Genomic DNA, 22,902 nt, shown 5'->3' with positions numbered 1-22,902 from the left:
CCACAGTGGATTTATATTGGCTCGGAAATCAGTATTCGGATCCTGAATAGCAGACAACCTGTTTCGGTCAGCTATTCTTGTGCCAGCCCATCACCGACAAGAGGCCGCGCACATGAGTACTTCCTCATTCAAGATCGCCCACAAACTGCTGACCGGCGCTGGCGCCATTGAGCAACTCGGCGCCGAGTTGACGCGCCTGGATGTGGATAACCCGCTGATTGTCACCGATGCCGCGCTGGTCAAGTCCGGCACCGTCGCGCTGGCACTTGAGCATCTGGGCGGGCGGACTTATGAAATTTTCGACCGCGTGCTGCCCGACCCGGAAGTCGCCATTGTCGAAGACTGCATGCAGGCCTACCGCGATGGCGGGCACGACGGGTTGATCGGCGTGGGCGGCGGCAGTGCCATCGACATCGCCAAGAGCGTGGCCGCGTACGCCGGTTACCACGGCGCCCTGGCGGATTTGTTCGGCGTCGACCAGGTGCCGCGCAAGGGCCCGCCGCTGATCGCGATTCCCACTACCGCCGGCACCGGCTCCGAGGTGACCAATGTGGCGATTCTTTCCGACAAGGTCGCCCAGCTGAAAAAAGGCATCGTCAGCGACTACCTGCTGCCGGATGTCGCGCTGATCAGCCCGCAAATGACCCTGACCTGCCCACGCAGCGTCACGGCCGCCAGTGGCGTCGACGCACTGGTGCATGCCATTGAATCCTACCTGTCGCTGAACGCCTCGCCGATCACCGATGCCCTGGCGATCGGCGCGATCAAGCTGATTGCCGGCGCCTTGCCCAAGGTTTATGCCAACCCGGCCAACCTGCAGGCCCGTGACGATATGGCCACCGCCAGCCTGATGGCCGGCATGGCCTTTGGCAACGCGGGCGTCGGCGCGGTGCATGCGCTGGCGTATCCGTTGGGCGGCCGGTTCAACATCGCCCACGGCGTGAGCAACGCACTGTTGCTGCCCTATGTGATGCACTGGAACAAGCTGGCCTGTGTCGAGCGGATGCGCGACATCGCCCAGGCCATGGGGGTAAATGTCAGCGGGCTGAGTGTGAATGATGCCGCCGACCAGGCCGTCGAGGCGATGACGCGACTGTGCGCCGCCGTCGAGATTCCATCGGGCCTGCGCAGTTTCGGCGTGCCGGAGGAGGCTATCCCGGCGATGGCCACTGAAGCGGCGGGTATTGAACGCCTGATGCGCAACAATCCGCGCCAGCTCAGTGCGGCCGATATCGAGAAAATCTACCGGGCTGCGTACTAGCCGTTGAGGTAGGTCACGGTGCGCACGGCAAAGCATGAGGTATACAATGCGCGCCATCGTGATTTAGCTCAAAAAAGGTGCGTCATGCAGCCCTTCGTCATTGCTCCATCGATTCTCTCCGCCGACTTCGCCCGCCTGGGCGAAGAAGTGGACAAGGTATTGGCCGCCGGTGCCGACTTCGTGCACTTCGACGTCATGGACAACCATTACGTGCCCAACCTGACCATCGGCCCGATGGTGTGCGCTGCGCTGCGTAAATACGGGATTACCGCTCCGATCGACGCGCACCTGATGGTCAGCCCGGTGGACCGCATCGTCGGCGACTTCATCGACGCCGGCGCGACCTACATCACCTTCCACCCGGAAGCCACGCTGCACGTCGACCGTACCCTGCAATTGATCCGCGAAGGCGGTTGCAAGGCCGGCCTGGTGTTCAACCCGGCCACGCCGCTGAGTGTGCTGGAGTACGTGATGGACAAGGTCGACATGGTCCTGCTGATGAGCGTCAACCCAGGCTTTGGCGGGCAGAAGTTCATCCCCGGCACCCTGAACAAACTGCGCGAAGCGCGGGCGCTGATCGATGCGTCGGGCCGGGATATCCGTCTGGAGATCGACGGCGGGGTCAATGTGAACAATATCCGTGAAATCGCTGCGGCGGGCGCCGACACCTTTGTGGCCGGCTCGGCGATCTTCAATGCGCCGGATTACCAGGAAGTGATCGCCAAGATGCATGCCGAACTGGCGCTGGCGCGTCCATGAGCGGCTTTGAGCAGCTGTTCCCCGGCAAATTGCCACGGCTGGTGATGTTCGATCTGGACGGTACCTTGATCGACTCGGTGCCTGACCTGGCGGCGGCGGTGGACCAGATGCTGCTCAAGCTGGGGCGCAAGCCTGTGGGAATCGAAGCGGTGCGTGAATGGGTCGGCAACGGTGCGCCGATGTTGGTGCGACGGGCACTGGCAGGCCATATCGACGCCACCGGTGTGGATGAGGTTGAAGCCGAACATGCCCTGGAACTCTTCAATGCCGCCTACGAAAGCAGCCACGAACGGACGGTGGTGTATCCCGGCGTGCGTGACACGCTCAAGTGGTTGAGCAAGCAGGGCGTGGAAATGGCCCTGATCACCAACAAGCCGGAGCGCTTCGTCGCTCCGCTGTTGGACCAGATGAAGATCGGCCGGTATTTTCGCTGGATCATCGGCGGCGATACCCTGCCGCAGAAAAAGCCTGATCCGGCGGCGCTGTTTTTCGTGATGAAAATGGCGAATATTCCGGCGTCCCAATCGTTGTTCGTCGGCGACTCGCGCAGTGATGTCTTGGCGGCAAAAGCGGCGGGGGTGCAGTGCGTGGCCTTGAGTTACGGCTACAACCATGGCCGGCCGATTGCAGAAGAATCGCCAGCGCTGGTCATCGATGACCTGCGCCTGTTAATCCCCGGTTGCTTGGGCGCGGGCGCTGAGATAACGTTGCCCGACATCGACCCGTCCCCTACTGGAAATGCCATCGTGGTGGTCACTCGCAAACTCTGGATGAAAGTCATCAAGGCCCTGGCCCGTTGGCGTTGGCGCGCCTGACTGATCCCCGCCGCGCTGCGGCCCGTTTGCCTACCTGACCGATTGACCCTCACACCACGAGGCACCTGATGATCCGCGAAGAATTCCTGCGTTTGGCCGCTGCCGGCTATAACCGTATCCCCATGGCCTGTGAAACCCTGGCCGACTTCGACACGCCGCTGTCGATCTACCTGAAACTGGCCGACGAGCCGAACTCTTATCTGCTGGAATCGGTACAGGGCGGCGAGAAGTGGGGCCGTTATTCGATCATCGGCCTGCCGTGCCGCACGGTACTGCGCGTGCATGACCATCATGTGAGCATCACCCATGATGGCCTCGAGATCGAAAGCCATGACGTAGAAGACCCGCTGGCCTTCGTCGAAGCCTTCAAGGCGCGCTACAACGTGCCGACCATTCCCGGCCTGCCGCGTTTCAACGGCGGTTTGGTGGGGTATTTCGGTTACGACTGCGTGCGCTACGTGGAGCAGCGCTTGGGTAAATGCCCGAACCCGGACCCGCTCGGCGTGCCGGACATCTTGCTGATGGTCTCCGACGCGGTGGTGGTGTTCGACAACCTTGCCGGCAAGATGCACGCGATTGTGCTGGCCGACCCTGCCCAGGCGGATGCCTTCGAGCAAGGCCAGGCCAGCCTCGAAGCGCTGCTGGAAAAACTGCGCCAGCCGATCACCCCGCGCCGTGGCCTGGACCTCAGCCGTCCGCCCGCCGCCGACCCGGTATTTCGCTCCAGTTTTACCCAGGCGGACTACGAGCGGGCAGTCGATACCATCAAGGAATACATCCTCGCCGGTGACTGCATGCAGGTGGTGCCTTCGCAACGGATGTCCATCGACTTCAAGGCCGCGCCGATCGACCTGTACCGAGCGCTGCGCTGTTTCAACCCGACGCCGTATATGTACTTCTTCAATTTCGGTGACTTCCACGTAGTGGGCAGCTCGCCGGAAGTGCTGGTGCGCGTCGAAGACAACCTGATCACCGTGCGCCCGATCGCCGGCACGCGCCCGCGTGGCGCCACCGAAGAAGCGGATCTGGCGCTGGAAGAAGACCTGTTGAGCGACGACAAGGAAATCGCCGAGCACCTGATGCTGATCGATCTGGGGCGTAATGACACCGGGCGTGTCTCGGAAATCGGCTCGGTGAAGTTGACCGAGAAGATGGTCATCGAGCGGTATTCCAATGTGATGCATATCGTGTCCAACGTCACCGGTGAGCTGAAGGCCGGCCTGACTGCGATGGACGCACTGCGTGCGATTCTGCCGGCCGGTACCTTGTCGGGCGCACCAAAGATTCGCGCCATGGAAATCATCGACGAACTGGAGCCGGTCAAGCGGGGCGTCTACGGCGGCGCCGTGGGGTATTTCGCCTGGAACGGCAACATGGACACGGCGATTGCGATCCGTACGGCAGTGATCAAGGACGGCGAACTGCATGTGCAGGCCGGTGGCGGCATCGTGGCTGACTCGGTGCCCGCCCTTGAATGGGAAGAAACCCTGAACAAGCGCCGGGCGATGTTCCGTGCGGTGGCGTTGGCTGAGCAAACGCCGCAGGGCTAGCGGCTGGCGCCGATCAAAAATGTGGGAGGGGGCTTGCTCCCGATGGCGGTGTATCAGTTACAGATGCAGTGACTGAGACTCTGCTATCGGGAGCAAGCCCCCTCCCACATGGATTTTGTGTTGGTTGTAAGGTCTCGTTAGAAATCCAGACTCACCCCGACACTGACCCCTTGCTGGGTCAAATTGTCATCCTTCCTCACGTTATACGCCGCCCGTAACGCCAGGTCCTGCGTCAGCTTGTGGCTGACCCCCAGGCTCAAGCGATCCGAATTGCTGCGCGGCGTATACCCGTCCAGCTTGAAGTCGATCCCCTGCACGCTGTTGAGCGAAATATTCACCCTCTGGGTGTCATTTTCGAACTCGTGCTCGTGGGCCACTTCGCCAAACACCTGGGTGTGCGGGTTAATGCGATAGCTGCCCTGCAGCCCGACGCCCAGGCGCTTGGAGTCGCGCTGCTGGTCATCGAAGGTCAGGGCGGTGGAGCGGCTGTCTTTTTCCGAGTAGCCGTTCACTTCGACCCGCGCGTAATCGGCGCTGATGAAGGGTGACAGGTGCCAGTCACTGCCCGGCGCGGCGATGTCATAACCCACGCGACCGCTCAAGGCCCACAGCCAGCCATCGGTGTCACCCTTTTCCGAACCTTCGCTGACGCCCAGGGCGAACTTGCGCTTGAGGCTGTCGAAGTCCAGCTTGCCGCCGGTCAAGGCGGCGTCGGCCCACCAGTGATTCTGCTGATACTGGGCGAACGCCGTGCCCATGTAGCTGTTGAGCTTGTAATCCGAATCGCTGGCGCCGGCTTCCAGTGTCTGGCGGTACAGGCCTGCGGCGACGCCCACGCGCCAGGCCTCGTTGAGTCGGTAGCTGCCACCGATGTTGAGGTTATAGCCACTGCCATCGCCGCTGGCCGAGCTGCTCTGGTCATCGAAATCCAGACGCTGACCCCCTCCCGCCACGATCGCTCGCCATTGGCCCACGGCTTGCCAGTGGCCGGTGTCTGCCTGCCATTGGTTGCGCAACTCATCTTGATGGGCGCGCAATGTGCCTTGGGCCATTTCCGGCAGCAGGGTCAGCTCTCAGGGCGCCGCGAGCAGGGAATAGGCGTAGTCGGCGATCAGCTGTTGCCCCGCCACCGTGGGGTGGACCGAGTCGTTGTAGATCAGCTTGGTCGGGTCCGGATTGGTGCCGCCGATGCCGTAGACCGGGTTGGCGGTGCAACTGTTTCCACTGAAACAGGTGCCGGTCAAGTTTTGCCCGGTGGCGAGGCCGAAGCGTGCCGGATCGGCGAAGGCTTCGTTCAATAACAATGGAATGTTCAGCGGGATCACCTGCGCATCGATCTGCGACAGGCGCTGTACCAGGGACTGGTTGAACACAGTGCTCAAGGCCGACGTTGCTGCCTGCTGCGGGGTGCCGTTGATGGCCGGCGTCAGTCCGAGGTCGGGCAGCATCCATACCATGATGTAACGCGCGCCGGCTTGTTGCAGGGCCTGGGCACTGTCCGCCAGGCGCCCGCCGGCGGCGACCGCTTGGGCGGGGCTGAGTACGCGACCCTGGAGAAAGTCATTGCCGCCTCCGGACAGAAAGTACAGCGCATTTGGATCGGCCAGCCCGCCGTTTGCCGGCAGGTAACCCTGTCGACTGCGCAGCACCGTGCCGCCCCCGGCATTGCCGGGTGGGATCGCAGCGTTGGAGACCGAGGTAATCGAGTCGAGGATATTGTCGGTACGGTAGCCGCCGACTGCCCAGTTGTTGCCGTCCGGCAAACCCTGGACCGCACGCACCGGTGAGGTGGAGGCATTCAGGTCGCTTGGCGCTACACCCAGCTTTGCGCCGAGCAAGGTCGAAGAAACGAGACCGTAATCCCCTTGGAACGTCGGCCCGGTGCGGTTGGTAAAGCGCAACGTCGATCCGGCGCTGCCGTCGGGGAACTGACCGGCATCAGCCAGGCTGTCGCCGAACACCACCATGGTTGAGTAGGGTGACGGTGCCGCATAGGCCTGCGCGCAAGCCAGGGAAAGCAGGCCGGCAGCCAGGGGGGCGAAGAACGGAGCTCTGGGCATGGAAAATTCCATTGAGTTGTTTTTATGTCGGAATCGAAACACTAGCAAAGTATTGAGCGTTTTCTATAGCGCAAAACCGAATTTTCCTACGCGCATCCCAACGAGCATAAGCCCGTATTTGCTGCTCTATATTGCACCGCTGGCGAGGCTACGTTACTGTGCCTGAACGTATGAATGAGACCCTCCCCGTGTTGATCATCAGCAAACTCTTGATGCGAGTAGTCAAGGCACACGCCCGTTGGCGTTGGCGCGCCTGACATTTTTCCCTGCCGGCCTGGCCGGATCTGTACCGATTTGCCTTCTTTTACCCTTTGTCTGACGCCCCTTGCCGTTCACCCCGGCAACCGGAACGTGCGTCTGGCAGCGGGCCACACGCTTGGAAGGCGGTCATTTGAAATCAGTGAATTCAAGAGGTTTGAACCCACATGTTGCTGATGATTGATAACTACGATTCCTTTACCTACAACGTTGTGCAGTACCTGGGCGAGCTGGGTGCCGAGGTCAAGGTCGTGCGCAACGACGAACTGACCGTCGCCGAGATCGCCGCACTGAATCCGGAACGCATCGTGGTTTCGCCTGGCCCGTGCACACCGAACGAAGCGGGCATCTCCCTGGAAGCCATTCAGTATTTTGCCGGCAAGCTGCCAATTCTCGGCGTGTGCCTGGGCCATCAGTCCATTGGCCAGGCGTTTGGCGGCGATGTGGTGCGCGCGCGCCAGGTGATGCACGGCAAGACCAGCCCGGTATTCCACAAGGATCTGGGAGTGTTCCACGGCTTGAACCTGCCCGTGACCGTGACCCGTTATCACTCGTTGGTGGTCAAGCGCGACACCCTGCCCGAGTGCCTGGAACTGACGGCCTGGACCCAGCTGGAAGACGGCTCGGTCGACGAGATCATGGGCCTGCGCCACAAGACACTGAATATCGAAGGGGTGCAGTTTCACCCTGAATCGATCCTGACCGAGCAGGGCTACGAGCTGTTCGCCAATTTTCTCAAGCAGAGCGGCGGCACGCGCTAAGGACTTTCCATGGATATCAAGACTGCCCTGGGCCGTATCGTCGGTCACCTGGACCTGAGCACCGCTGAAATGAGCGATGTGATGCGCGAGATCATGACCGGCCAATGCTCCGACGCACAGATCGGCGCCTTTATGATGGCCATGCGCATGAAGAGCGAAAGCATCGACGAAATCGTCGGTGCCGTATCGGTGATGCGCGAGCTGGCGGACAAGGTCGAACTCAAGACCCTCGACGGCGTGGTCGATGTGGTCGGCACCGGCGGCGACGGTGCGAACATCTTCAACGTATCGACGGCGTCCTCGTTCGTGGTCGCGGCAGCGGGTTGCACCGTGGCCAAGCACGGCAACCGCGCGGTGTCCGGCAAAAGTGGCAGCGCGGACCTGCTGGAAGCGGCCGGCATCTACCTGAACCTGACGCCGGTACAGGTGGCACGCTGCATCGACAGCGTCGGCATTGGCTTCATGTTCGCCCAATCCCACCACGGCGCGATGAAACACGCGGCCGGCCCGCGCAAGGACCTCGGCCTGCGTACCCTGTTCAATATGCTCGGCCCGCTTACGAATCCGGCCGGTGTGAAGCATCAAGTCGTCGGTGTATTCAGCCAGGCGTTGTGCCGGCCATTGGCCGAAGTGCTGCAGCGCCTGGGCAGCAAGCATGTGCTGGTGGTGCACTCCAAAGATGGCCTGGACGAATTCAGCCTGGCGGCGCCAACCTTCGTGGCGGAGTTGAAGAACGACCAAGTTACAGAATATTGGGTCGAGCCTGAGGACCTGGGCATGAAGAGCCAAAGCCTGCACGGCCTGGCGGTGGAAAGCCCGGCGGCGTCGCTGGAATTGATTCGTGATGCCTTGGGGCGACGCAAGACCGAAAACGGTCAAAAAGCCGCGGAAATGATTGTGCTCAATGCTGGCGCGGCACTTTACGCAGCCGACCATGCCTATAGTCTTAAGGAAGGTGTCGCCTTGGCCCACGATGCGCTGCACACCGGTCTGGCTCGCGAGAAACTTGAAGAACTCGGAGCATTCACCGCCGTATTCAAGATGGAGAATGAAGCATGAGTGTTCCGACCGTTCTGGAAAAAATCCTGGCGCGCAAGGCTGAAGAAGTCGCCGAGCGCCGTGCCCGTGTGAGCCTGGCCGAGCTGGAAGCCCTGGCAAAAGCTGCTGATGCGCCACGAGGGTTTGCCAAGGCCTTGCTCGAACAGGCCAAGAAGAAGCAGCCGGCGGTGATCGCCGAGATCAAGAAGGCCTCACCGAGCAAAGGCGTGATCCGCGAACACTTCGTGCCACAGGAAATCGCCGTCAGCTATGAAAAGGGCGGGGCGACGTGCCTGTCCGTACTGACCGATGTCGATTTCTTCCAAGGCTCCGACCTGTTCCTGCAGCAGGCGCGCGCCGCGTGCACGTTGCCGGTGATCCGCAAGGACTTCATGGTTGATCCTTACCAGATCGTCGAAGCCCGTGCCTTGGGCGCTGACTGTGTGCTGCTGATCGTTTCCGCACTGGATGACGTGAAGATGGCCGAGCTGGCCGCTGTAGCCAAGAGCGTGGGCCTGGATGTACTGGTCGAAGTGCACGACGGCGACGAGCTGGAGCGCGCACTGAAAACCCTCGACACACCGCTGGTGGGGGTCAACAACCGTAACCTGCACACCTTCGATGTCAGCCTGGAAACCACCCTCGACCTGCTGCCGCGTATTCCGCGTGACCGCTTGGTGATCACCGAGAGCGGCATCGTCAACCGCGCCGATGTGGAGCTGATGGAGATCAGCGAGGTGTATTCGTTCCTGGTCGGCGAGACGTTCATGCGCGCCGAGAACCCAGGGGCGGAACTGCAGCGTCTGTTCTTCCCCGAGCGGGGTGGGGCGGTCAGCGGTTCCACACTGGATTGATTCCGGCGCAGTCGGTATGTGAAATGCAGTAAAAGTGTGGGAGGGGGCTTGCTCCCGATAGCGGTGGTCGGTTGACTGATTCACAACTGATACACCGCCATCGGGAGCAAGCCCCCTCCCACATTGGTCTTGTGCTTATTCAGGTAGGTCAATGTTGATGACTAAGCTGGTTTCGATGACTGTGCAAGCAGGCCTTGCCGCCGAGCAGGACTTGCTGGCCGCCGTCTGCGCAGGTGAGCGGGAATACGGGCTGTTGTTCTGGCAACCCAACGATCAAGCCTTGGTCATGCCGCGACGTTTGAGCCGATTGCCGGCTTTTGAAGCGGCCAGCCGAGTCTCGGCAGAGGCCGGTTGGCCGGTGCTGTTGCGCGAAACCGGCGGTGAGCCGGTGCCGCAGTCGGCCGCCACGGTCAATATTGCCTTGGTCTATGCGCCGCCGCGCAGTGAGGGGGATCAAGGGCGCATCGAAACCGGCTACCAGCGTCTGTGCCAACCGATCTGCGATGTGTTGCTTGAATTGGGCGGCGAGGCGTCTATTGGCGAAATCGATGGCGCGTTCTGCGACGGTCGTTACAACGTCAATCTCAACGGTCGAAAAATGGTCGGCACGGCCCAACGCTGGCGGCAGAGCGGTGGTCGCCCAGTGGGGTTGGTACACGGAGCTTTATTGCTGGATAACGATCGCGATGAGTTGGTTGCGGCGGTCAATCGTTTCAATCAAGCCTGTGGCCTGGAACAGCGCGTGCGTGCCGAGAGCCATATCGCGCTGCACGAAGTGTTTCCCGTGCCGGACGCGCTCAGCCGGCTCGACACCTTGTACCGTCAGATGTTGGCAGGCTTGCTGCCAGGCTAACGGGTTCCGAACACCACCATCGTCTTGCCTTTGACGTGCACCAGGTTGCGCTCTTCCAGATCCTTGAGCACACGCCCCACCATTTCCCGCGAACAGCCCACGATGCGCCCGATTTCCTGGCGCGTGACCTTGATCTGCATCCCGTCGGGGTGGGTCATGGCGTCTGGCTGCTTGCACAGCTCCAGCAGGCAGCGAGCGACACGCCCGGTCACGTCGAAGAACGCCAGGTCGCCGACCTTGCGCGTGGTATCGCGCAGACGTTGGGCGATCTGCCCACTCAGGGCATACAGAATGTCGGGATCATGTTGGGCCAGTTCGCGAAATTTCGTATAGCTGATCTCAGCCACTTCGCACTCCACCTTGGTGCGCACCCAAGCGCTGCGCTGTTGCTCCTTGCCGGCCTGCTCGAACAGCCCCAACTCGCCGAAGAAATCCCCGGTGTTGAGGTAGGCGATGATCATTTCGCGACCGTCTTCGTCCTCAATCAGGATGGTGACCGAGCCCTTGATAATGAAGAACAGTGTTTCGGAGCGCTCGCCCGCGCAGATGATGTTGTGCTTGGCCGGATGACGCCGGCGCTGGCAATGCATCAGCAGCTTGTCGAGGTTCTTGATCTTGGGTGTGGGAGTAAGAGCAACCATGGTTGTATCCCGAAAAACTGCACGATGTGGTTGGATTTGTTTTTATCAGCGCGACCGGCATTGATACACGCTGTACAAACGATGGCAATGCGCCATTGATTTGGCGCCAGCTTACCAGACACATTCTGACTCGATTAGCGTATTTCACCGGCAAACGCTGTTATTGATCGTTTTCCTGCAGAGCGCTGCCGCTGCGAGGCCATGTGCTAAGCTGGCGACCCTTTTTTAGCAGTGGAGTCTGGGCGATGAAGGCACGCATCCAATGGGCGGGCGAAGCCATGTTCCTCGGTGAATCGGGCAGTGGCCACGTGGTGGTGATGGACGGCCCGCCGGAAGCCGGTGGCCGCAACCTGGGTGTACGCCCGATGGAAATGTTGCTGCTGGGTGTCGGCGGTTGCAGCAATTTCGACGTGGTCAGTATCCTGAAAAAATCCCGTCAGGCCGTGGAAAGCTGCGAAGCCTTTCTGGAAGCCGAACGCGCAACCGAAGATCCCAAGGTGTTTACCAAGATCCATATGCATTTTGTGGTCAAGGGGCGCGCGCTGAAGGAAGCGCAGGTCAAGCGTGCCATCGAGCTGTCGGCGGAGAAGTACTGCTCGGCGTCGATCATGCTGGGCGCGGCCGGTGTGGCCATTACCCATGACTACGAAATCGTCGAGTTGGGTTGATCGTTCCCACGCTCTGCGTGGGAATGCATCTCGTGACGCTCCGCGTCACCCTTGCGCAGGTGCCGGATTTTGCGCTGAAAGCGGGACGCGGGGCGTCCTGGGTGGCATTCCCACGCGGAGCGTGGGAATGATCTTCATGCTTCAGATTCTGTAGGTGCTCTTGGTCATGACCTTGGCCAGCATGCTCATGCCGAATCTCACCGGCGCAGGAAAGCGGAAGCCACCGGCATCCAGTGCGCTTTCAGCGTGATGTTCTTCATCGATGCGCATCTGCTCAAGAATGGCTCGGGATTTTTCGTCCTCGGCCGGCAGTTGTTCAAGGTGTTCGTCCAGGTGCTTGCAGACCTGACGTTCGGTGGCTGCGACAAAACCGAGGCTGACCTTGTCACTGATCAGGCCGGCAGCGGCGCCGATACCGAACGACAAACCATAGAACAGCGGGTTCAGCACACTGGGATGACTGCCCAGCTGGCGAATGCGTTGTTCGCACCACGCCAGGTGGTCGATCTCTTCCTCGGCCGCGTGCTCCATCGCTGCACGTACCTGCGGTAACTTGGCGGTCAGGGCCTGGCCCTGGTACAACGCCTGGGCACAGACTTCACCGGTGTGGTTGATGCGCATCAGCCCGGCCACATGGCGGGTTTCGGTCTCGCTCATCTGTGCGTCCGGCTGCACGATGGCGGGTGACGGGCGGTACGGTTGGCCGCTGAACGGCAGCAGCGTACGCATGGCCGTGTCGGCTTGCAGCAACAGACGGTCAATCGGCGAGTAGTGACGTTGGGTAGTCATGCTGACCTCCGGGAAGAATCTCGGCGGCCAGTTTACCGCAAGAGAGGACGGCGCGTTTGCGCTGAGTCAATTTGCCCCTGCGCACTCAGCCCGGCGGCCAGTTCATCTGGCGCTGACCCAGCACATGCATATGAATGTGGTAAACGGTCTGCCCGCCGTCTTCGTTGCAGTTCATCACCACGCGGAAGCCTTTTTCGCAGCCTAGTTCCACCGCCAGGCGCTGGGCGGTGAACAGGATATGGCCGGCCAGGGCTTTGTCGTCTTCGGTCAGGTCATTGAGGGTGCGAATGGGCTTTTTCGGGATGACCAGAAAATGGACCGGCGCCTGTGGGGCGATGTCGTGGAAAGCGAGGACTTGGTCATCTTCATAGATGATGTTCGCGGGTATTTCCCGGTTGATGATCTTGGTGAACAGAGTATCCACAGCTGTTTCTCCAGGGTGAAAGTGAAGGTGAGTGTACTTAAGCGGTCAACGCGGGCAATAGGCCTTGTTGATGGCGCCGGCAATTTTGCGGGTCAGCCAGCGCGGGCTCAGGCGTGGGCTGAATGCCAGCCAGCGGTTGCGCCGTCCGGGGATGATGATGGCCTTGTTCTTCTCCAGCGCACGCACGGTATAGAGCGCGACTTCTTCGGGGCTCATCAACTGTTGGCTGCGGTCGAGCTTTGCGGTGTCCATTTGCGCGCTACCGAAGAAGGCGGTGCGCGTGGGGCCTGGGCACAGCACCGAGACCTTGATGCCACAGGTCTTCAGTTCCTCGCGCAAGCCTTCGGAAAAATGCAGCACATAGGCTTTGCTTGCGTAGTAGCTGCTCATCCACGGGCCTGGCTGGAAGGCGGCGATCGAGGCTACGTTGAGAATCTGCCCGCCGCCGTGCAGCGCCATGGCATTGCCCAACGCATGGCACATGCGGGTCAGGGCGAGGATGTTGACTTCGATCAGGTCCTGCTCGGTCATCCAGTCCTGGGCCAGGAACGGCCCGCTGGTGCCGATACCGGCGCAGTTGACCAGCAGGTCGATCTGCCGCTCACCTTCTTCGAGTTCCAGCAAAAAACCCGACAACCGCAGCGGCTCGCCGAGGTCACAGGCGCGAAATAGCACCTCGACGCCGAAACGCTGAGTCAATTCGATCGCAATGCTTTCCAACTGATCACGCTGGCGGGCCACCAGAATCAAGCTGCGGCCACGTCGGGCCAGGGCTTCGGCCAAAGCCAGGCCGATACCACTGGAGGCACCGGTGATCAGAGCGTAACGGGTCATGCCTTTCTCCATCGCAACGCCGCCGGCCTGTGACAGAGGCATCACAGGCGGCGGGCGTTTCTTCACTGTTCTGGAGAGTCTACAGGTTCGGCCGCGTCGTCAGCACTTTGCGCGGCGTCTTCATCAACGATGCCGCTCTGGTCGGCGTCTTCATCGGTGCTCAGGGAGCTGCTTTCATAGCTGCTGCCCATGTTGGCTTCGAGTTGATCCAGGTAGCCGTTCATGCCCAGGGTGACCACGACGATGAGCATCAACGGGATAAACGCCAGCCACAACGAAGCCAGGATTTTAACCGCTGTGGAGTTGCGCGGTGGGGGCGCACCGTACTGGTTGGCGCCAGTGTTACCCGGCAGTACCAGCAGCAGCAGAGGGAACACGCTGTTCACCAGCGGAACCAGGTTCAGCAAGTACAGCCAGCCAGACCAGCCCAGGTCGTGCAGGCGCTGCACGCCGATTTGCACGCTTACCACGACGAGCGCAACGAACAGTGCAAAGCCCAGCAGCGAACCGAGAATGATCGCGATCGTTGGCGAGGCAGTGGCCACCGCGAAACCCACGGTGCTGATGATGCCTGCAGCCACAAGCATCGCGACGGTCAGTGCCAGCGTCCAGGCGAGATAGCGCAGGCGACCGATACGCCCGTGGATAGTGAAGACTTTGAGCGTGGCGTACTCCGGCAAGTTATCACCGACCGCAGCGCGTGGCGGTGCGTAAGGCGATGCGGCGGCGTGCGAGAAGTCCGAGGCCGATGCGCCTGTCTCGTGGGTTTCGGCAAGGCTGAAAGCCACGGGTTGTTCGGCTTCGATACGTGCCTCGACGCCGGCGTTTTGCAAGGCGGTGAGGTAGGTGTCGGCATCGGCGCGGGACAGATCGCGCTTGAGCGCGACCGGGCGGCCGGTGAAAAGCTTTTCGATCGCTTCGACATCGCTCTTGAACAGCTCGGCGAGGTTCAGTTTGGCGGTGGTGCTTTCGACACCCGGGCGCAAGGCTCCGTCGAACACAATCTTGAAACGGCTGTCGCTCATGCGGGCATCCTTGTCACTTGATCAGGGGAGGGTATGCAGGCTGTCCAATTGGCAGGCCTGGTATTTGGTTCAACGTGGCCAGCGTAATTGTGCCGCGTTTTCGCGTGCCTGGCGGTATTGCGCATCCAGTCGCGCGACGAGTTCATCCACGCTCGGCAAATCATTGATCTCACCGACGCCTTGGCCGGCAGACCATACAGTCTTCCATGCTTTGGCCTCATCGCTCAACGGTTTGAGCTTGGAGCCGAGGTTGACCTCACCTTTGCCTTGAAGAGCAGCGAGATCAAAACCGGCGTTTTCCAGGCTTTGGCGCATAAAGCTTGCAGGTACGCCGGAAACAGCCGGAGTGTGCACGATGTCGGCGGCGCGCGCTGTGAGCAGCATCTCTTTATACGCATCCGGGGCATGGCTTTCGGTGGTGCCGATAAAGCGCGTGCCGAAATACGCCAGGTCCGCGCCAAGCACTTGGGCGGCGAGAATCTCCCGACCGTGGTTGAGACAGCCGGCCAGCAACAGGGTTTTGTCGAAGAACTGGCGTATCTCGGCAATCAGCGCAAACGGGCTCCAGGTGCCGGCGTGACCACCCGCGCCGGCGGCGACCGCGATCAGGCCGTCGACGCCCGCTTCAGCGGCTTTTTCGGCATGGCGACGAGTAGTTACGTCATGAAACACCAGGCCGCCGTAGCTGTGCACGGCATCGACCAGTTCCTTCACCGCACCGAGGCTGGTGATAACGATGGGCACTTTGTGCTCGACGCAGATCGCCAGGTCGGCCGCCAGTCGTGGGTTACTGTTGTGCACGATCAGGTTGACGGCATAGGGCGCCGGGTTATCCAACAGCGCCAGGCCGGCTTCGATTTCCTCCAGCCAGGCCTTGAAACCGCTGCTTTCGCGTTGATTGAGCGCCGGGAAACTGCCGACGACCCCGTTGCGGCAGCAGGCCAGCACCAGTTGCGGGTTGGAAATCAGGAACATCGGCGCAGCCACCACAGGCAGGCGCAAACGTTGTTCAAGCAGGGCGGGCAGCGACATTGGAGGTTCCCCGGGTAATTGACGTTAAAACGGTTTGACCACGATCAGAATTACGACCGCCAGCAATATCAGAACGGGCACTTCATTGAACCAGCGATAAAAGACATGGCTGCGGGTGTTTTCGCCACGGGCAAAGCGTTTTACCTGCGCGCCGCACATGTGGTGGTAGCCGATCAGCAGGACGACCAGGGTGAGTTTGGCGTGGATCCACGCGCCCGATTGGAAAATACCGGGGTTGAGCACCAGCAACCAGATGCCGAAGACCAGCGTGGCAACCATCGCCGGGCCCATGATGCCCCGGTACAGCTTGCGTTCCATGACGCTGAAGCGCTCCTTGCTGACGGTGTCTTCGCTTTGGGCGTGGTAGACAAACAGGCGTGGCAGGTAGAACAACCCGGCAAACCAGCAGACGATGCTGACGATATGGAAGGCTTTGACCCATAGATAGAGCATTTTCAGTAATTCCCAGGTTCACGGTAGCGAAGATAGTAGTAGCTCATGCGCCCGTACGTCACGTTGGCGGTTGTCGCAGGGCGATACGGCCCCTATTATCGACGGCTTTCCAGTGGGTTCGTTGAGGGCAGGTTTATGGTCAAGGTCGGTATCGTCGGCGGCACGGGTTACACCGGTGTCGAATTGCTGCGTCTGTTGGCTCAGCATCCGCAGGCTGAGGTGGTGGTTATCACTTCACGCTCCGAGGCTGGCCTGGCCGTGGCCGATATGTACCCCAATCTGCGAGGCCACTATGACGGCCTGGCCTTCAGTGTGCCGGACATCAAGACGTTGGGCGCCTGCGATGTGGTGTTCTTCGCCACGCCTCACGGGGTTGCGCACGCGTTGGCTGGCGAGCTATTGGCGGCGGGCACCAAGGTTATCGATCTGTCGGCGGACTTCCGCCTGCAAGATGCCGATGAGTGGGCCAAGTGGTACGGCCAGCCCCACGGCGCGCCAGAGTTACTCGAGGAGGCGGTGTACGGCTTGCCGGAAGTCAATCGTGAACAGATCAAGCAGGCCCGCCTGATCGCGGTGCCGGGTTGCTACCCGACTGCGACCCAGCTGGGTTTCCTGCCGCTGCTGGAAGCCGGCTTGGCGGATGCTTCGCGTCTGATCGCGGACTGCAAGTCGGGCGTCAGCGGAGCCGGTCGTGGGGCCGCAGTGGGCTCGCTGTACTCCGAGACGTCGGAAAGCATGAAGGCCTATGCGGTAAAAGGGCATCGTCACCTGCCTGAAATCCGCCAGGGGTTGCGCCGTGCTGCGGGTAAGGATGTGGGCCTGACCTTCGTACCGCACCTGACGCCGATGATCCGTGGGATCCACTCCACGTTGTACGCGACCGTTGTCGATCGCTCGGTAGACCTGCAGGCATTGTTCGAGAAGCGTTATGCCAACGAACCGTTCGTCGATGTGATGCCGACGGGCAGCCATCCGGAAACCCGTAGCGTGCGGGGCGCCAACGTGTGCCGGATTGCGGTGCATCGTCCGCAGGATGGCGACCTAGTGGTGGTATTGTCGGTGATCGATAACCTGGTCAAGGGCGCATCGGGCCAGGCGGTGCAGAACATGAACATCCTGTTTGGTCTGGATGAGAAGTTGGGCTTGTCCCATGCGGGCATGTTGCCTTAAAGGCAGCCGCAAGCTTCAAGTTGTCAGCGGCAAGCTTGGACCTCAACTTCTTGAAGCTTGTCGCTGCTCCCATAATAGTTGACCGCTTTTCTAGGAGAAGCGGATAATACCGGCCATTACGCATATGGCGGCGCTACGCCGGGAGATTATCAGCATGAGCGTTGAATCCTTCACCCCCACGGCTTTGCAATTCACCCACGGTGCTGCGCACAAGGTGAAGAGCCTGGTCGATGAAGAGGGTAATGATCGCTTGAAGCTGCGCGTATTCGTTACGGGCGGCGGTTGTTCAGGGTTTCAGTACGGTTTTACCTTCGATGAAGATGTGGCCGATGACGACACCATCGTTGAGCGCGAGGGCGTGAGCCTGGTCGTTGATCCGATGAGCTTCCAGTACCTGGCGGGTGCTGAAGTGGATTACCAGGAAGGGCTCGAGGGGTCGCGTTTCGTGATCAAGAACCCTAACGCTACGACGACCTGTGGTTGTGGGTCTTCGTTCTCGATCTGATCGAAGCCTGATCTGCACGCATAAAAAACGCCGCTTGGCTTTGATCGGCCAAGCGGCGTTTTGCTGCCTGGAGATCAGGCCGGGTAGATCGCGCCCAGCACGCGCAGCCCGCGAGCACCTGTGACGCTAGGTCGGTTCGCGGCGATGCCTTCCAGGCAGCAGTGGGCCAGCCAGGCGAAGGCCATGGCTTCCACCCAGTCGGGGTCTACGCCATAGAGCGCGGTGCTACTGACCTGTGTGGACGGTAGCAGCGCGGCCAATCGATGCATCAGCGTCCCGTTGTGGGCGCCGCCGCCGCATATCAACAGGGTTTCTGTCTGAGGTTGGGCGCTTTGCAGAGATTCGACGATGGTCAGGCTGGTCAGCTCCAGCAATGTGGCTTGCACGTCCTCGGGAAGAAACGCTGGCAGCCCGTCGAGATGTTGCTGCAGCCAACGCAGGTTAAAAACTTCCCGGCCGGTACTTTTCGGGCCTTTGGTCGCGAAAAAAGGGTCGCTGAGCAGCGTGTTGAGTAACTGCGGCTGAACCTTGCCGCTGGCTGCCCATTGCCCGTCACGATCAAAGTGCTCGCCACGTTGATGATGAATCCACGCGTCCAGCAAGACATTACCCGGGCCGCAGTCGAAGCCCGATACCGGCCTGCCGGTTTCTATCAGGCTCAGGTTGCTGAAACCGCCGACATTCAACACCGCACGCTTGCCGGTACTTTCACCGAACAGCGCCTCGTGGAAGGCAGGTACCAAGGGTGCGCCCTGACCGCCTGCGGCAACGTCGCGGCTGCGGAAGTCACTGACCACCGTGATGCCAGTCAGCTCGGTGAGCAACGCAGGATTGCCGATCTGTACCGTAAAACCTCGGGAAGGTTCATGGCGGATGGTCTGCCCGTGGCTGCCAATCGCACGGATGTCCTGGGGTGTGAGGTTTTGCTGGTCCAGCAAAGTGTGGATGCCTTGAGCGGCGAGTGTCACCCAGGATTGCTGGGCGATTGCCGAACGGGCGATCTCGTCCGGGCCGCTGGCGCACAGGCTGAGCAGCTCGGCGCGCAGGGGGGCAGGCATGGGGATGTAATGGGTGGCGATCAGACTGATCGCCGAATCTTGTTCGATAAGGGCGATATCCAGGCCATCGAGGCTGGTCCCGGACATCACACCGATATAACGCGGCATGCCTTAACGCTTCGCCGAAGCCAGCAGGGTGGAGCGCTCCTGATCCATACGGGCCATCAGCGGCTGGCTTTGTTGCATGAAGCGCGCGCGTTCTGCTTTGGCGATCGGGTCGGCCATCGGCAGTTTCTGGCCCAATGGATCAACGTGTACTCCGTTGACCTGGAATTCATAATGCAAGTGCGGCCCGGTGGACAGGCCGGTCGTGCCGATGTAACCGATCACTTGCCCTTGCTTCACGTTGCCCCCGGTTTTGACGCCCTTGGCAAACCCTTGCATGTGGCCATACAGCGTACGGTAGGTGTTGCCGTGCTGGATGATCACCGTGTTGCCGTAACCACCGCGACGCCCGGCCAACAGAACCTTACCGTCGCCAGCTGCCTTGATTGGCGTGCCACGGGGAGCGGCATAGTCGACACCTTTGTGAGCGCGGATTTTGTTCAGAATTGGATGCTTGCGACCCATGGAGAAACGCGAGCTAATACGAGCGAAGTCCACCGGTGTACGGATGAACGCCTTGCGCATGCTGTTGCCATCTGCGGTGTAGTAACTGCTGTTGCCCTGTTTGTTGGTGTAGCGTACTGCGGTATAGGTTTTGCCGCGGTTGGTGAAGCGCGCAGAAAGGATGTTGCCAGTGCCGACCACCTTGCCGTTGGCAACTTTCTGCTCGTAGATCACATCGAATTCGTCACCCTGGCGAATGTCCTGGGCGAAGTCGATGTCGTAGCCAAATACGCTGGCCATGTCCATGGTCATGCTGTGGGACAGGCCCGCCCGGGCGGCGGATTGCGACAGCGAGCTATTGATCACGCCGTGTACGTAGGCAGAGCGCATGACCGGTTTGGTGGTGATGCGATTGAAGGCAAAACCCTTTGCGCCTTTGCTCAGGCTGATGCTTTCCAGGTCATTGATATTGGTGTGCAGGTTGTTCAACTGGCCATCGGGCGTCAGTTCGAACTCAAGCTTCTGCCCATGTTTGAGCTGGGTGAATTGCTTGGCTTGCTTATCAGTGGCCAGGACGTCATTGACGGTGGCGGCAGGCAATCCGACCTTTTCGAACAGCGTTGACAGTGTGTCGCCTTTACTCACGATCACTTCACGGTGCTGAGGACTCTTGGCTGCAACTGCTGCGGGCTTTTCCTGGGCGGCTTCCTGAGTTTCTTCGGGCGTATTTTCAATCTGTGCGAACGGAGACTCAGCAGGGGTATTTGTGGCTTGTTGCGCGTCGGAAGCGTCTTGATCTTGTGTCAGTTGCTCGACAGGGCTTTCCAGGTCGAGGCTTAGGGATGTTCGTTTGGCTTCTACCTCACTGGAAGGGAATACCAGGAGTGCCAGGCTGAGAAGGGCGGCGATACCACTTGCGGCGAGCAGGTGGGTCTTCGGGTAAAGCGGCGGCGCTTTAGACGGTTCAGTGGTCATAGGTATTTTGACTTTGAAGATGAAATGGAAAAGATGAATGACATGATGAAGATGAAATAACTGTATAAAATATAACCAAATCATCTGTGGCGCAAGCTCGCGAACGCTGGGCTTGCGCAATGGTGTCCGTGCGCAGGGCAAAACTTGTAATTAGTCCCTGATCTTGTATGGTTGGTTCCCTTTTGAATCTGAGCCTTGCGGGTCTGTTATGAAGTCGGTTGAAGAGCAGCTAGCGCTGATAAAACGTGGTGCGGAAGAACTGTTGGTCGAAGCTGAGCTGGTCGAAAAGCTCAAGCGTGGCCAGCCCCTGCGTATTAAGGCCGGCTTTGACCCAACCGCGCCGGATCTGCACCTTGGCCATACCGTGCTTATTAATAAGCTGCGTCAGTTCCAGGAGCTGGGTCATCAAGTCATCTTCCTTATCGGTGACTTCACCGGGATGATCGGCGACCCGAGCGGCAAGAGCGCAACGCGTCCGCCGCTGACTCGCGAGCAAGTGCTCGACAATGCCGAGACCTACAAGACCCAGGTATTCAAAATCCTTGATCCGGCCAAAACCGAGGTGGCATTCAACTCCACCTGGATGGACCAGATGGGGCCGGCGGACTTCATCCGCCTGACGTCGCAATACACCGTCGCGCGCATGCTCGAGCGCGATGACTTCGACAAGCGCTATTCCACCAATCAGCCGATCGCTATCCATGAGTTTCTTTACCCGTTGGTCCAGGGGTATGACTCGGTGGCGTTGCGTGCGGATGTCGAGCTGGGCGGGACGGATCAGAAGTTCAACCTGTTGATGGGGCGTGAGCTGCAGCGTGCCTATGGGCAGGAAGCTCAGTGCATTTTGACCATGCCGTTGCTGGAGGGGTTGGACGGTGTCAAGAAGATGTCCAAGTCGCTGGGCAACTATGTCGGTATCCAGGAGGCCCCGGGCGTGATGTACGGCAAGCTGGTTTCCATTCCGGACTCGTTGATGTGGCGTTACTTCGAGTTGCTGAGCTTCCGCTCGATGGATGAGATCAATGCGCTGCGTGCTGATGTGGAGGCAGGTGCCAACCCGCGTGATGTGAAGATCAAGCTGGCCGAAGAGGTCGTGGCGCGCTTTCATGGTGAAGAGGCTGCGGCCAACGCTCACCGTGCGGCCGGTAATCGTATGAAGGATGGCGAGTTGCCGGACGATCTGCCGGAGATCGAGTTGACGGCGGCAGAGGCAATGCCGATCGCAGCTGTCCTTAATAAGGCGGGCCTGGTGAAGAACTCAGCGGTTGCCCGTGACCTTCTCGGTTCGGGTGGTGTGCGTATAGATGGCGAGGTGGTTGATCGCACCTTTATATACGAGCTGGGCGCGACTCACGTTTGCCAGGCGGGCAAGAAGGCATTTGCGCGTATCACGCTCAAATCCGAATAAGTCGTTAATTAGGGCTTGACGGCGAATTATATCGCTCTATAATTCGCCCCACTTCCGGCGCAGTCGAAACGGAAAACTTCTTGGTAAACAATGAGTTAAGTAAGTTTTGACAGTAAGTTGCTTCAGTTCATCGAAGCCAAAAGGAAGTTGAAAAAGAGGTGTTGACAGCAGCGTGTAACGCTGTAGAATTCGCCTCCCGCTTACGAGAGATCGCAAGCGCAAGTGGTTGAAGTTGTTGAAGAAAACTTCGAAAACTTCTGAAAATAACCACTTGACAGCAAATGAGGCTGCTGTAGAATGCGCGCCTCGGTTGAGACGAATAGCTCTTAACCAACCGCTCTTTAACAACTGAATCAAGCAATTCGTGTGGGTGCTTGTGGAGTCAGACTGATAGTCAACAAGATTATCAGCATCACAAGTTACTCCGCGAGAAATCAAAGATGTAACCAACGATTGCTGAGCCAAGTTTAGGGTTTCTTAAAAACCCAAAGATGTTTGAACTGAAGAGTTTGATCATGGCTCAGATTGAACGCTGGCGGCAGGCCTAACACATGCAAGTCGAGCGGTAGAGAGAAGCTTGCTTCTCTTGAGAGCGGCGGACGGGTGAGTAATGCCTAGGAATCTGCCTGGTAGTGGGGGATAACGTTCGGAAACGGACGCTAATACCGCATACGTCCTACGGGAGAAAGCAGGGGACCTTCGGGCCTTGCGCTATCAGATGAGCCTAGGTCGGATTAGCTAGTTGGTGAGGTAATGGCTCACCAAGGCGACGATCCGTAACTGGTCTGAGAGGATGATCAGTCACACTGGAACTGAGACACGGTCCAGACTCCTACGGGAGGCAGCAGTGGGGAATATTGGACAATGGGCGAAAGCCTGATCCAGCCATGCCGCGTGTGTGAAGAAGGTCTTCGGATTGTAAAGCACTTTAAGTTGGGAGGAAGGGCAGTTACCTAATACGTGATTGTTTTGACGTTACCGACAGAATAAGCACCGGCTAACTCTGTGCCAGCAGCCGCGGTAATACAGAGGGTGCAAGCGTTAATCGGAATTACTGGGCGTAAAGCGCGCGTAGGTGGTTTGTTAAGTTGGATGTGAAATCCCCGGGCTCAACCTGGGAACTGCATTCAAAACTGACTGACTAGAGTGTGGTAGAGGGTGG

The 22,902-nt window shown here is 59.7% G+C and carries 21 protein-coding genes, 1 rRNA gene and 1 pseudogene (1 of these 23 only partly in view); 13 read left to right on the top strand and 10 right to left on the bottom strand.

All coding sequences use genetic code 11. The features are described 5' to 3' along the window. The first annotated feature begins 112 nt into the window (after positions 1-112). From C4J90_RS24055 to trpE, 4 genes are all read left to right on the top strand, one after another. Positions 113-1,261: an iron-containing alcohol dehydrogenase gene (locus C4J90_RS24055; protein ID WP_124364636.1), complete on the top strand. Its 1,149-nt coding sequence runs from the start codon at positions 113-115 to the stop codon at positions 1,259-1,261. A gap of 84 nt (positions 1,262-1,345) precedes the next feature. Continuing rightward, a complete protein-coding gene (rpe, locus tag C4J90_RS24050; protein WP_065937054.1) occupies positions 1,346-2,020 on the top strand; it encodes a ribulose-phosphate 3-epimerase in 675 nt (224 codons plus the stop codon). Then, a complete protein-coding gene (locus tag C4J90_RS24045; RefSeq protein WP_124364635.1) occupies positions 2,017-2,835 on the top strand; it encodes a phosphoglycolate phosphatase in 819 nt (272 codons plus the stop codon). The genes rpe and C4J90_RS24045 overlap by 4 nt, the downstream gene beginning before the upstream one ends. 68 nt (positions 2,836-2,903) lie before the next feature. Beyond that, complete coding sequence (gene trpE / locus C4J90_RS24040; RefSeq protein WP_124408325.1) at positions 2,904-4,385, top strand: anthranilate synthase component I; 1,482 nt, start codon at positions 2,904-2,906, stop codon at positions 4,383-4,385. 137 nt (positions 4,386-4,522) lie between these two features. Here the strand turns inward: trpE and estP are convergent. Further along, positions 4,523-6,445 (bottom strand): annotated as a pseudogene (gene estP / locus C4J90_RS24035) (esterase EstP). A 425-nt stretch (positions 6,446-6,870) separates the two neighbouring features. Here estP and C4J90_RS24030 point away from each other — a divergent pair. From C4J90_RS24030 to C4J90_RS24015, 4 genes are all read left to right on the top strand, one after another. Further along, on the top strand, positions 6,871-7,464 hold the full coding sequence (locus C4J90_RS24030; protein WP_124364632.1) for an aminodeoxychorismate/anthranilate synthase component II: 594 nt from the start codon (positions 6,871-6,873) through the stop codon (positions 7,462-7,464). A gap of 9 nt (positions 7,465-7,473) precedes the next feature. Next, positions 7,474-8,523, top strand: a complete 1,050-nt coding sequence (gene trpD / locus C4J90_RS24025) for an anthranilate phosphoribosyltransferase (RefSeq protein WP_057723690.1) — start codon at positions 7,474-7,476, stop codon at positions 8,521-8,523. Next, positions 8,520-9,356 (top strand): indole-3-glycerol phosphate synthase TrpC, encoded by an 837-nt coding sequence (gene trpC / locus C4J90_RS24020; protein ID WP_124415722.1) that lies wholly within the window; start codon positions 8,520-8,522, stop codon positions 9,354-9,356. Before trpD ends, trpC begins: the two co-directional genes overlap by 4 nt. A gap of 157 nt (positions 9,357-9,513) precedes the next feature. Continuing rightward, positions 9,514-10,209, top strand: a complete 696-nt coding sequence (locus C4J90_RS24015; protein ID WP_124364630.1) for a lipoate--protein ligase family protein — start codon at positions 9,514-9,516, stop codon at positions 10,207-10,209. On the opposite strand, the gene crp is transcribed toward C4J90_RS24015, so the two are convergent. After that, positions 10,206-10,850 (bottom strand): cAMP-activated global transcriptional regulator CRP, encoded by a 645-nt coding sequence (gene crp / locus C4J90_RS24010; RefSeq protein WP_124364629.1) that lies wholly within the window; start codon positions 10,848-10,850, stop codon positions 10,206-10,208. The two genes, C4J90_RS24015 and crp, sit on opposite strands and share 4 nt — an antisense overlap. A 245-nt stretch (positions 10,851-11,095) precedes the next feature. Here crp and C4J90_RS24005 point away from each other — a divergent pair, with 245 nt between their 5' ends. Next, positions 11,096-11,518: an OsmC family protein gene (locus tag C4J90_RS24005; protein ID WP_124364628.1), complete on the top strand. Its 423-nt coding sequence runs from the start codon at positions 11,096-11,098 to the stop codon at positions 11,516-11,518. 141 nt (positions 11,519-11,659) lie between these two features. Here C4J90_RS24005 and coq7 read toward each other — a convergent pair whose 3' ends face one another. From coq7 to hemJ, 6 genes are all read right to left on the bottom strand, one after another. Beyond that, positions 11,660-12,307: a 2-polyprenyl-3-methyl-6-methoxy-1,4-benzoquinone monooxygenase gene (gene coq7, locus C4J90_RS24000; protein ID WP_124364627.1), complete on the bottom strand. Its 648-nt coding sequence runs from the start codon at positions 12,305-12,307 to the stop codon at positions 11,660-11,662. A gap of 85 nt (positions 12,308-12,392) precedes the next feature. Continuing rightward, a complete protein-coding gene (locus C4J90_RS23995; protein WP_124364626.1) occupies positions 12,393-12,731 on the bottom strand; it encodes a histidine triad nucleotide-binding protein in 339 nt (112 codons plus the stop codon). Positions 12,732-12,776: 45 nt separating this feature from the next. Further along, entirely contained in the window at positions 12,777-13,565 is a 789-nt protein-coding gene (locus C4J90_RS23990; RefSeq protein ID WP_124420960.1) for an SDR family oxidoreductase, read from the bottom strand. Positions 13,566-13,627: 62 nt separating this feature from the next. Next, positions 13,628-14,590, bottom strand: coding sequence for a DUF805 domain-containing protein (locus C4J90_RS23985; protein ID WP_124364624.1), 963 nt, complete (start codon positions 14,588-14,590; stop codon positions 13,628-13,630). A 69-nt stretch (positions 14,591-14,659) separates the two neighbouring features. Further along, entirely contained in the window at positions 14,660-15,622 is a 963-nt protein-coding gene (locus C4J90_RS23980) for a nitronate monooxygenase family protein (protein WP_124364623.1), read from the bottom strand. A 24-nt stretch (positions 15,623-15,646) separates the two neighbouring features. Then, positions 15,647-16,075: a protoporphyrinogen oxidase HemJ gene (hemJ, locus tag C4J90_RS23975; RefSeq protein WP_124420959.1), complete on the bottom strand. Its 429-nt coding sequence runs from the start codon at positions 16,073-16,075 to the stop codon at positions 15,647-15,649. 135 nt (positions 16,076-16,210) lie between these two features. Here hemJ and argC point away from each other — a divergent pair, with 135 nt between their 5' ends. Together argC and erpA are read left to right on the top strand one after the other, a co-directional pair. After that, positions 16,211-17,245, top strand: a complete 1,035-nt coding sequence (gene argC, locus C4J90_RS23970; RefSeq protein ID WP_124415718.1) for an N-acetyl-gamma-glutamyl-phosphate reductase — start codon at positions 16,211-16,213, stop codon at positions 17,243-17,245. A 154-nt stretch (positions 17,246-17,399) separates the two neighbouring features. Next, positions 17,400-17,750, top strand: coding sequence for an iron-sulfur cluster insertion protein ErpA (erpA, locus tag C4J90_RS23965; protein ID WP_003176443.1), 351 nt, complete (start codon positions 17,400-17,402; stop codon positions 17,748-17,750). A gap of 74 nt (positions 17,751-17,824) precedes the next feature. Here erpA and C4J90_RS23960 read toward each other — a convergent pair whose 3' ends face one another. Together C4J90_RS23960 and C4J90_RS23955 are read right to left on the bottom strand one after the other, a co-directional pair. Then, positions 17,825-18,916, bottom strand: a complete 1,092-nt coding sequence (locus C4J90_RS23960) for an anhydro-N-acetylmuramic acid kinase (RefSeq protein ID WP_124420958.1) — start codon at positions 18,914-18,916, stop codon at positions 17,825-17,827. A 3-nt stretch (positions 18,917-18,919) separates the two neighbouring features. Further along, on the bottom strand, positions 18,920-20,332 hold the full coding sequence (locus C4J90_RS23955; protein WP_124421246.1) for a peptidoglycan DD-metalloendopeptidase family protein: 1,413 nt from the start codon (positions 20,330-20,332) through the stop codon (positions 18,920-18,922). A gap of 208 nt (positions 20,333-20,540) precedes the next feature. Here C4J90_RS23955 and tyrS point away from each other — a divergent pair, with 208 nt between their 5' ends. Beyond that, the gene (tyrS, locus tag C4J90_RS23945; protein WP_124420957.1) at positions 20,541-21,740 is read left to right on the top strand and encodes a tyrosine--tRNA ligase; all 1,200 of its coding nucleotides are present in this window, start codon (positions 20,541-20,543) and stop codon (positions 21,738-21,740) included. Between the two features lie 497 nt (positions 21,741-22,237). After that, positions 22,238-22,902: ribosomal RNA gene (locus C4J90_RS23935) — 16S ribosomal RNA — on the top strand (it continues 872 nt past the right edge of the window).

The sequence above is a fragment of the Pseudomonas sp. R2-60-08W genome (genome assembly GCF_003852335.1).
Lineage (GTDB): Bacteria > Pseudomonadota > Gammaproteobacteria > Pseudomonadales > Pseudomonadaceae > Aquipseudomonas.
The sequence above is the reverse complement of the archived record's forward strand: the minus strand, read 5'-3'. Positions and strand labels throughout refer to the sequence as shown.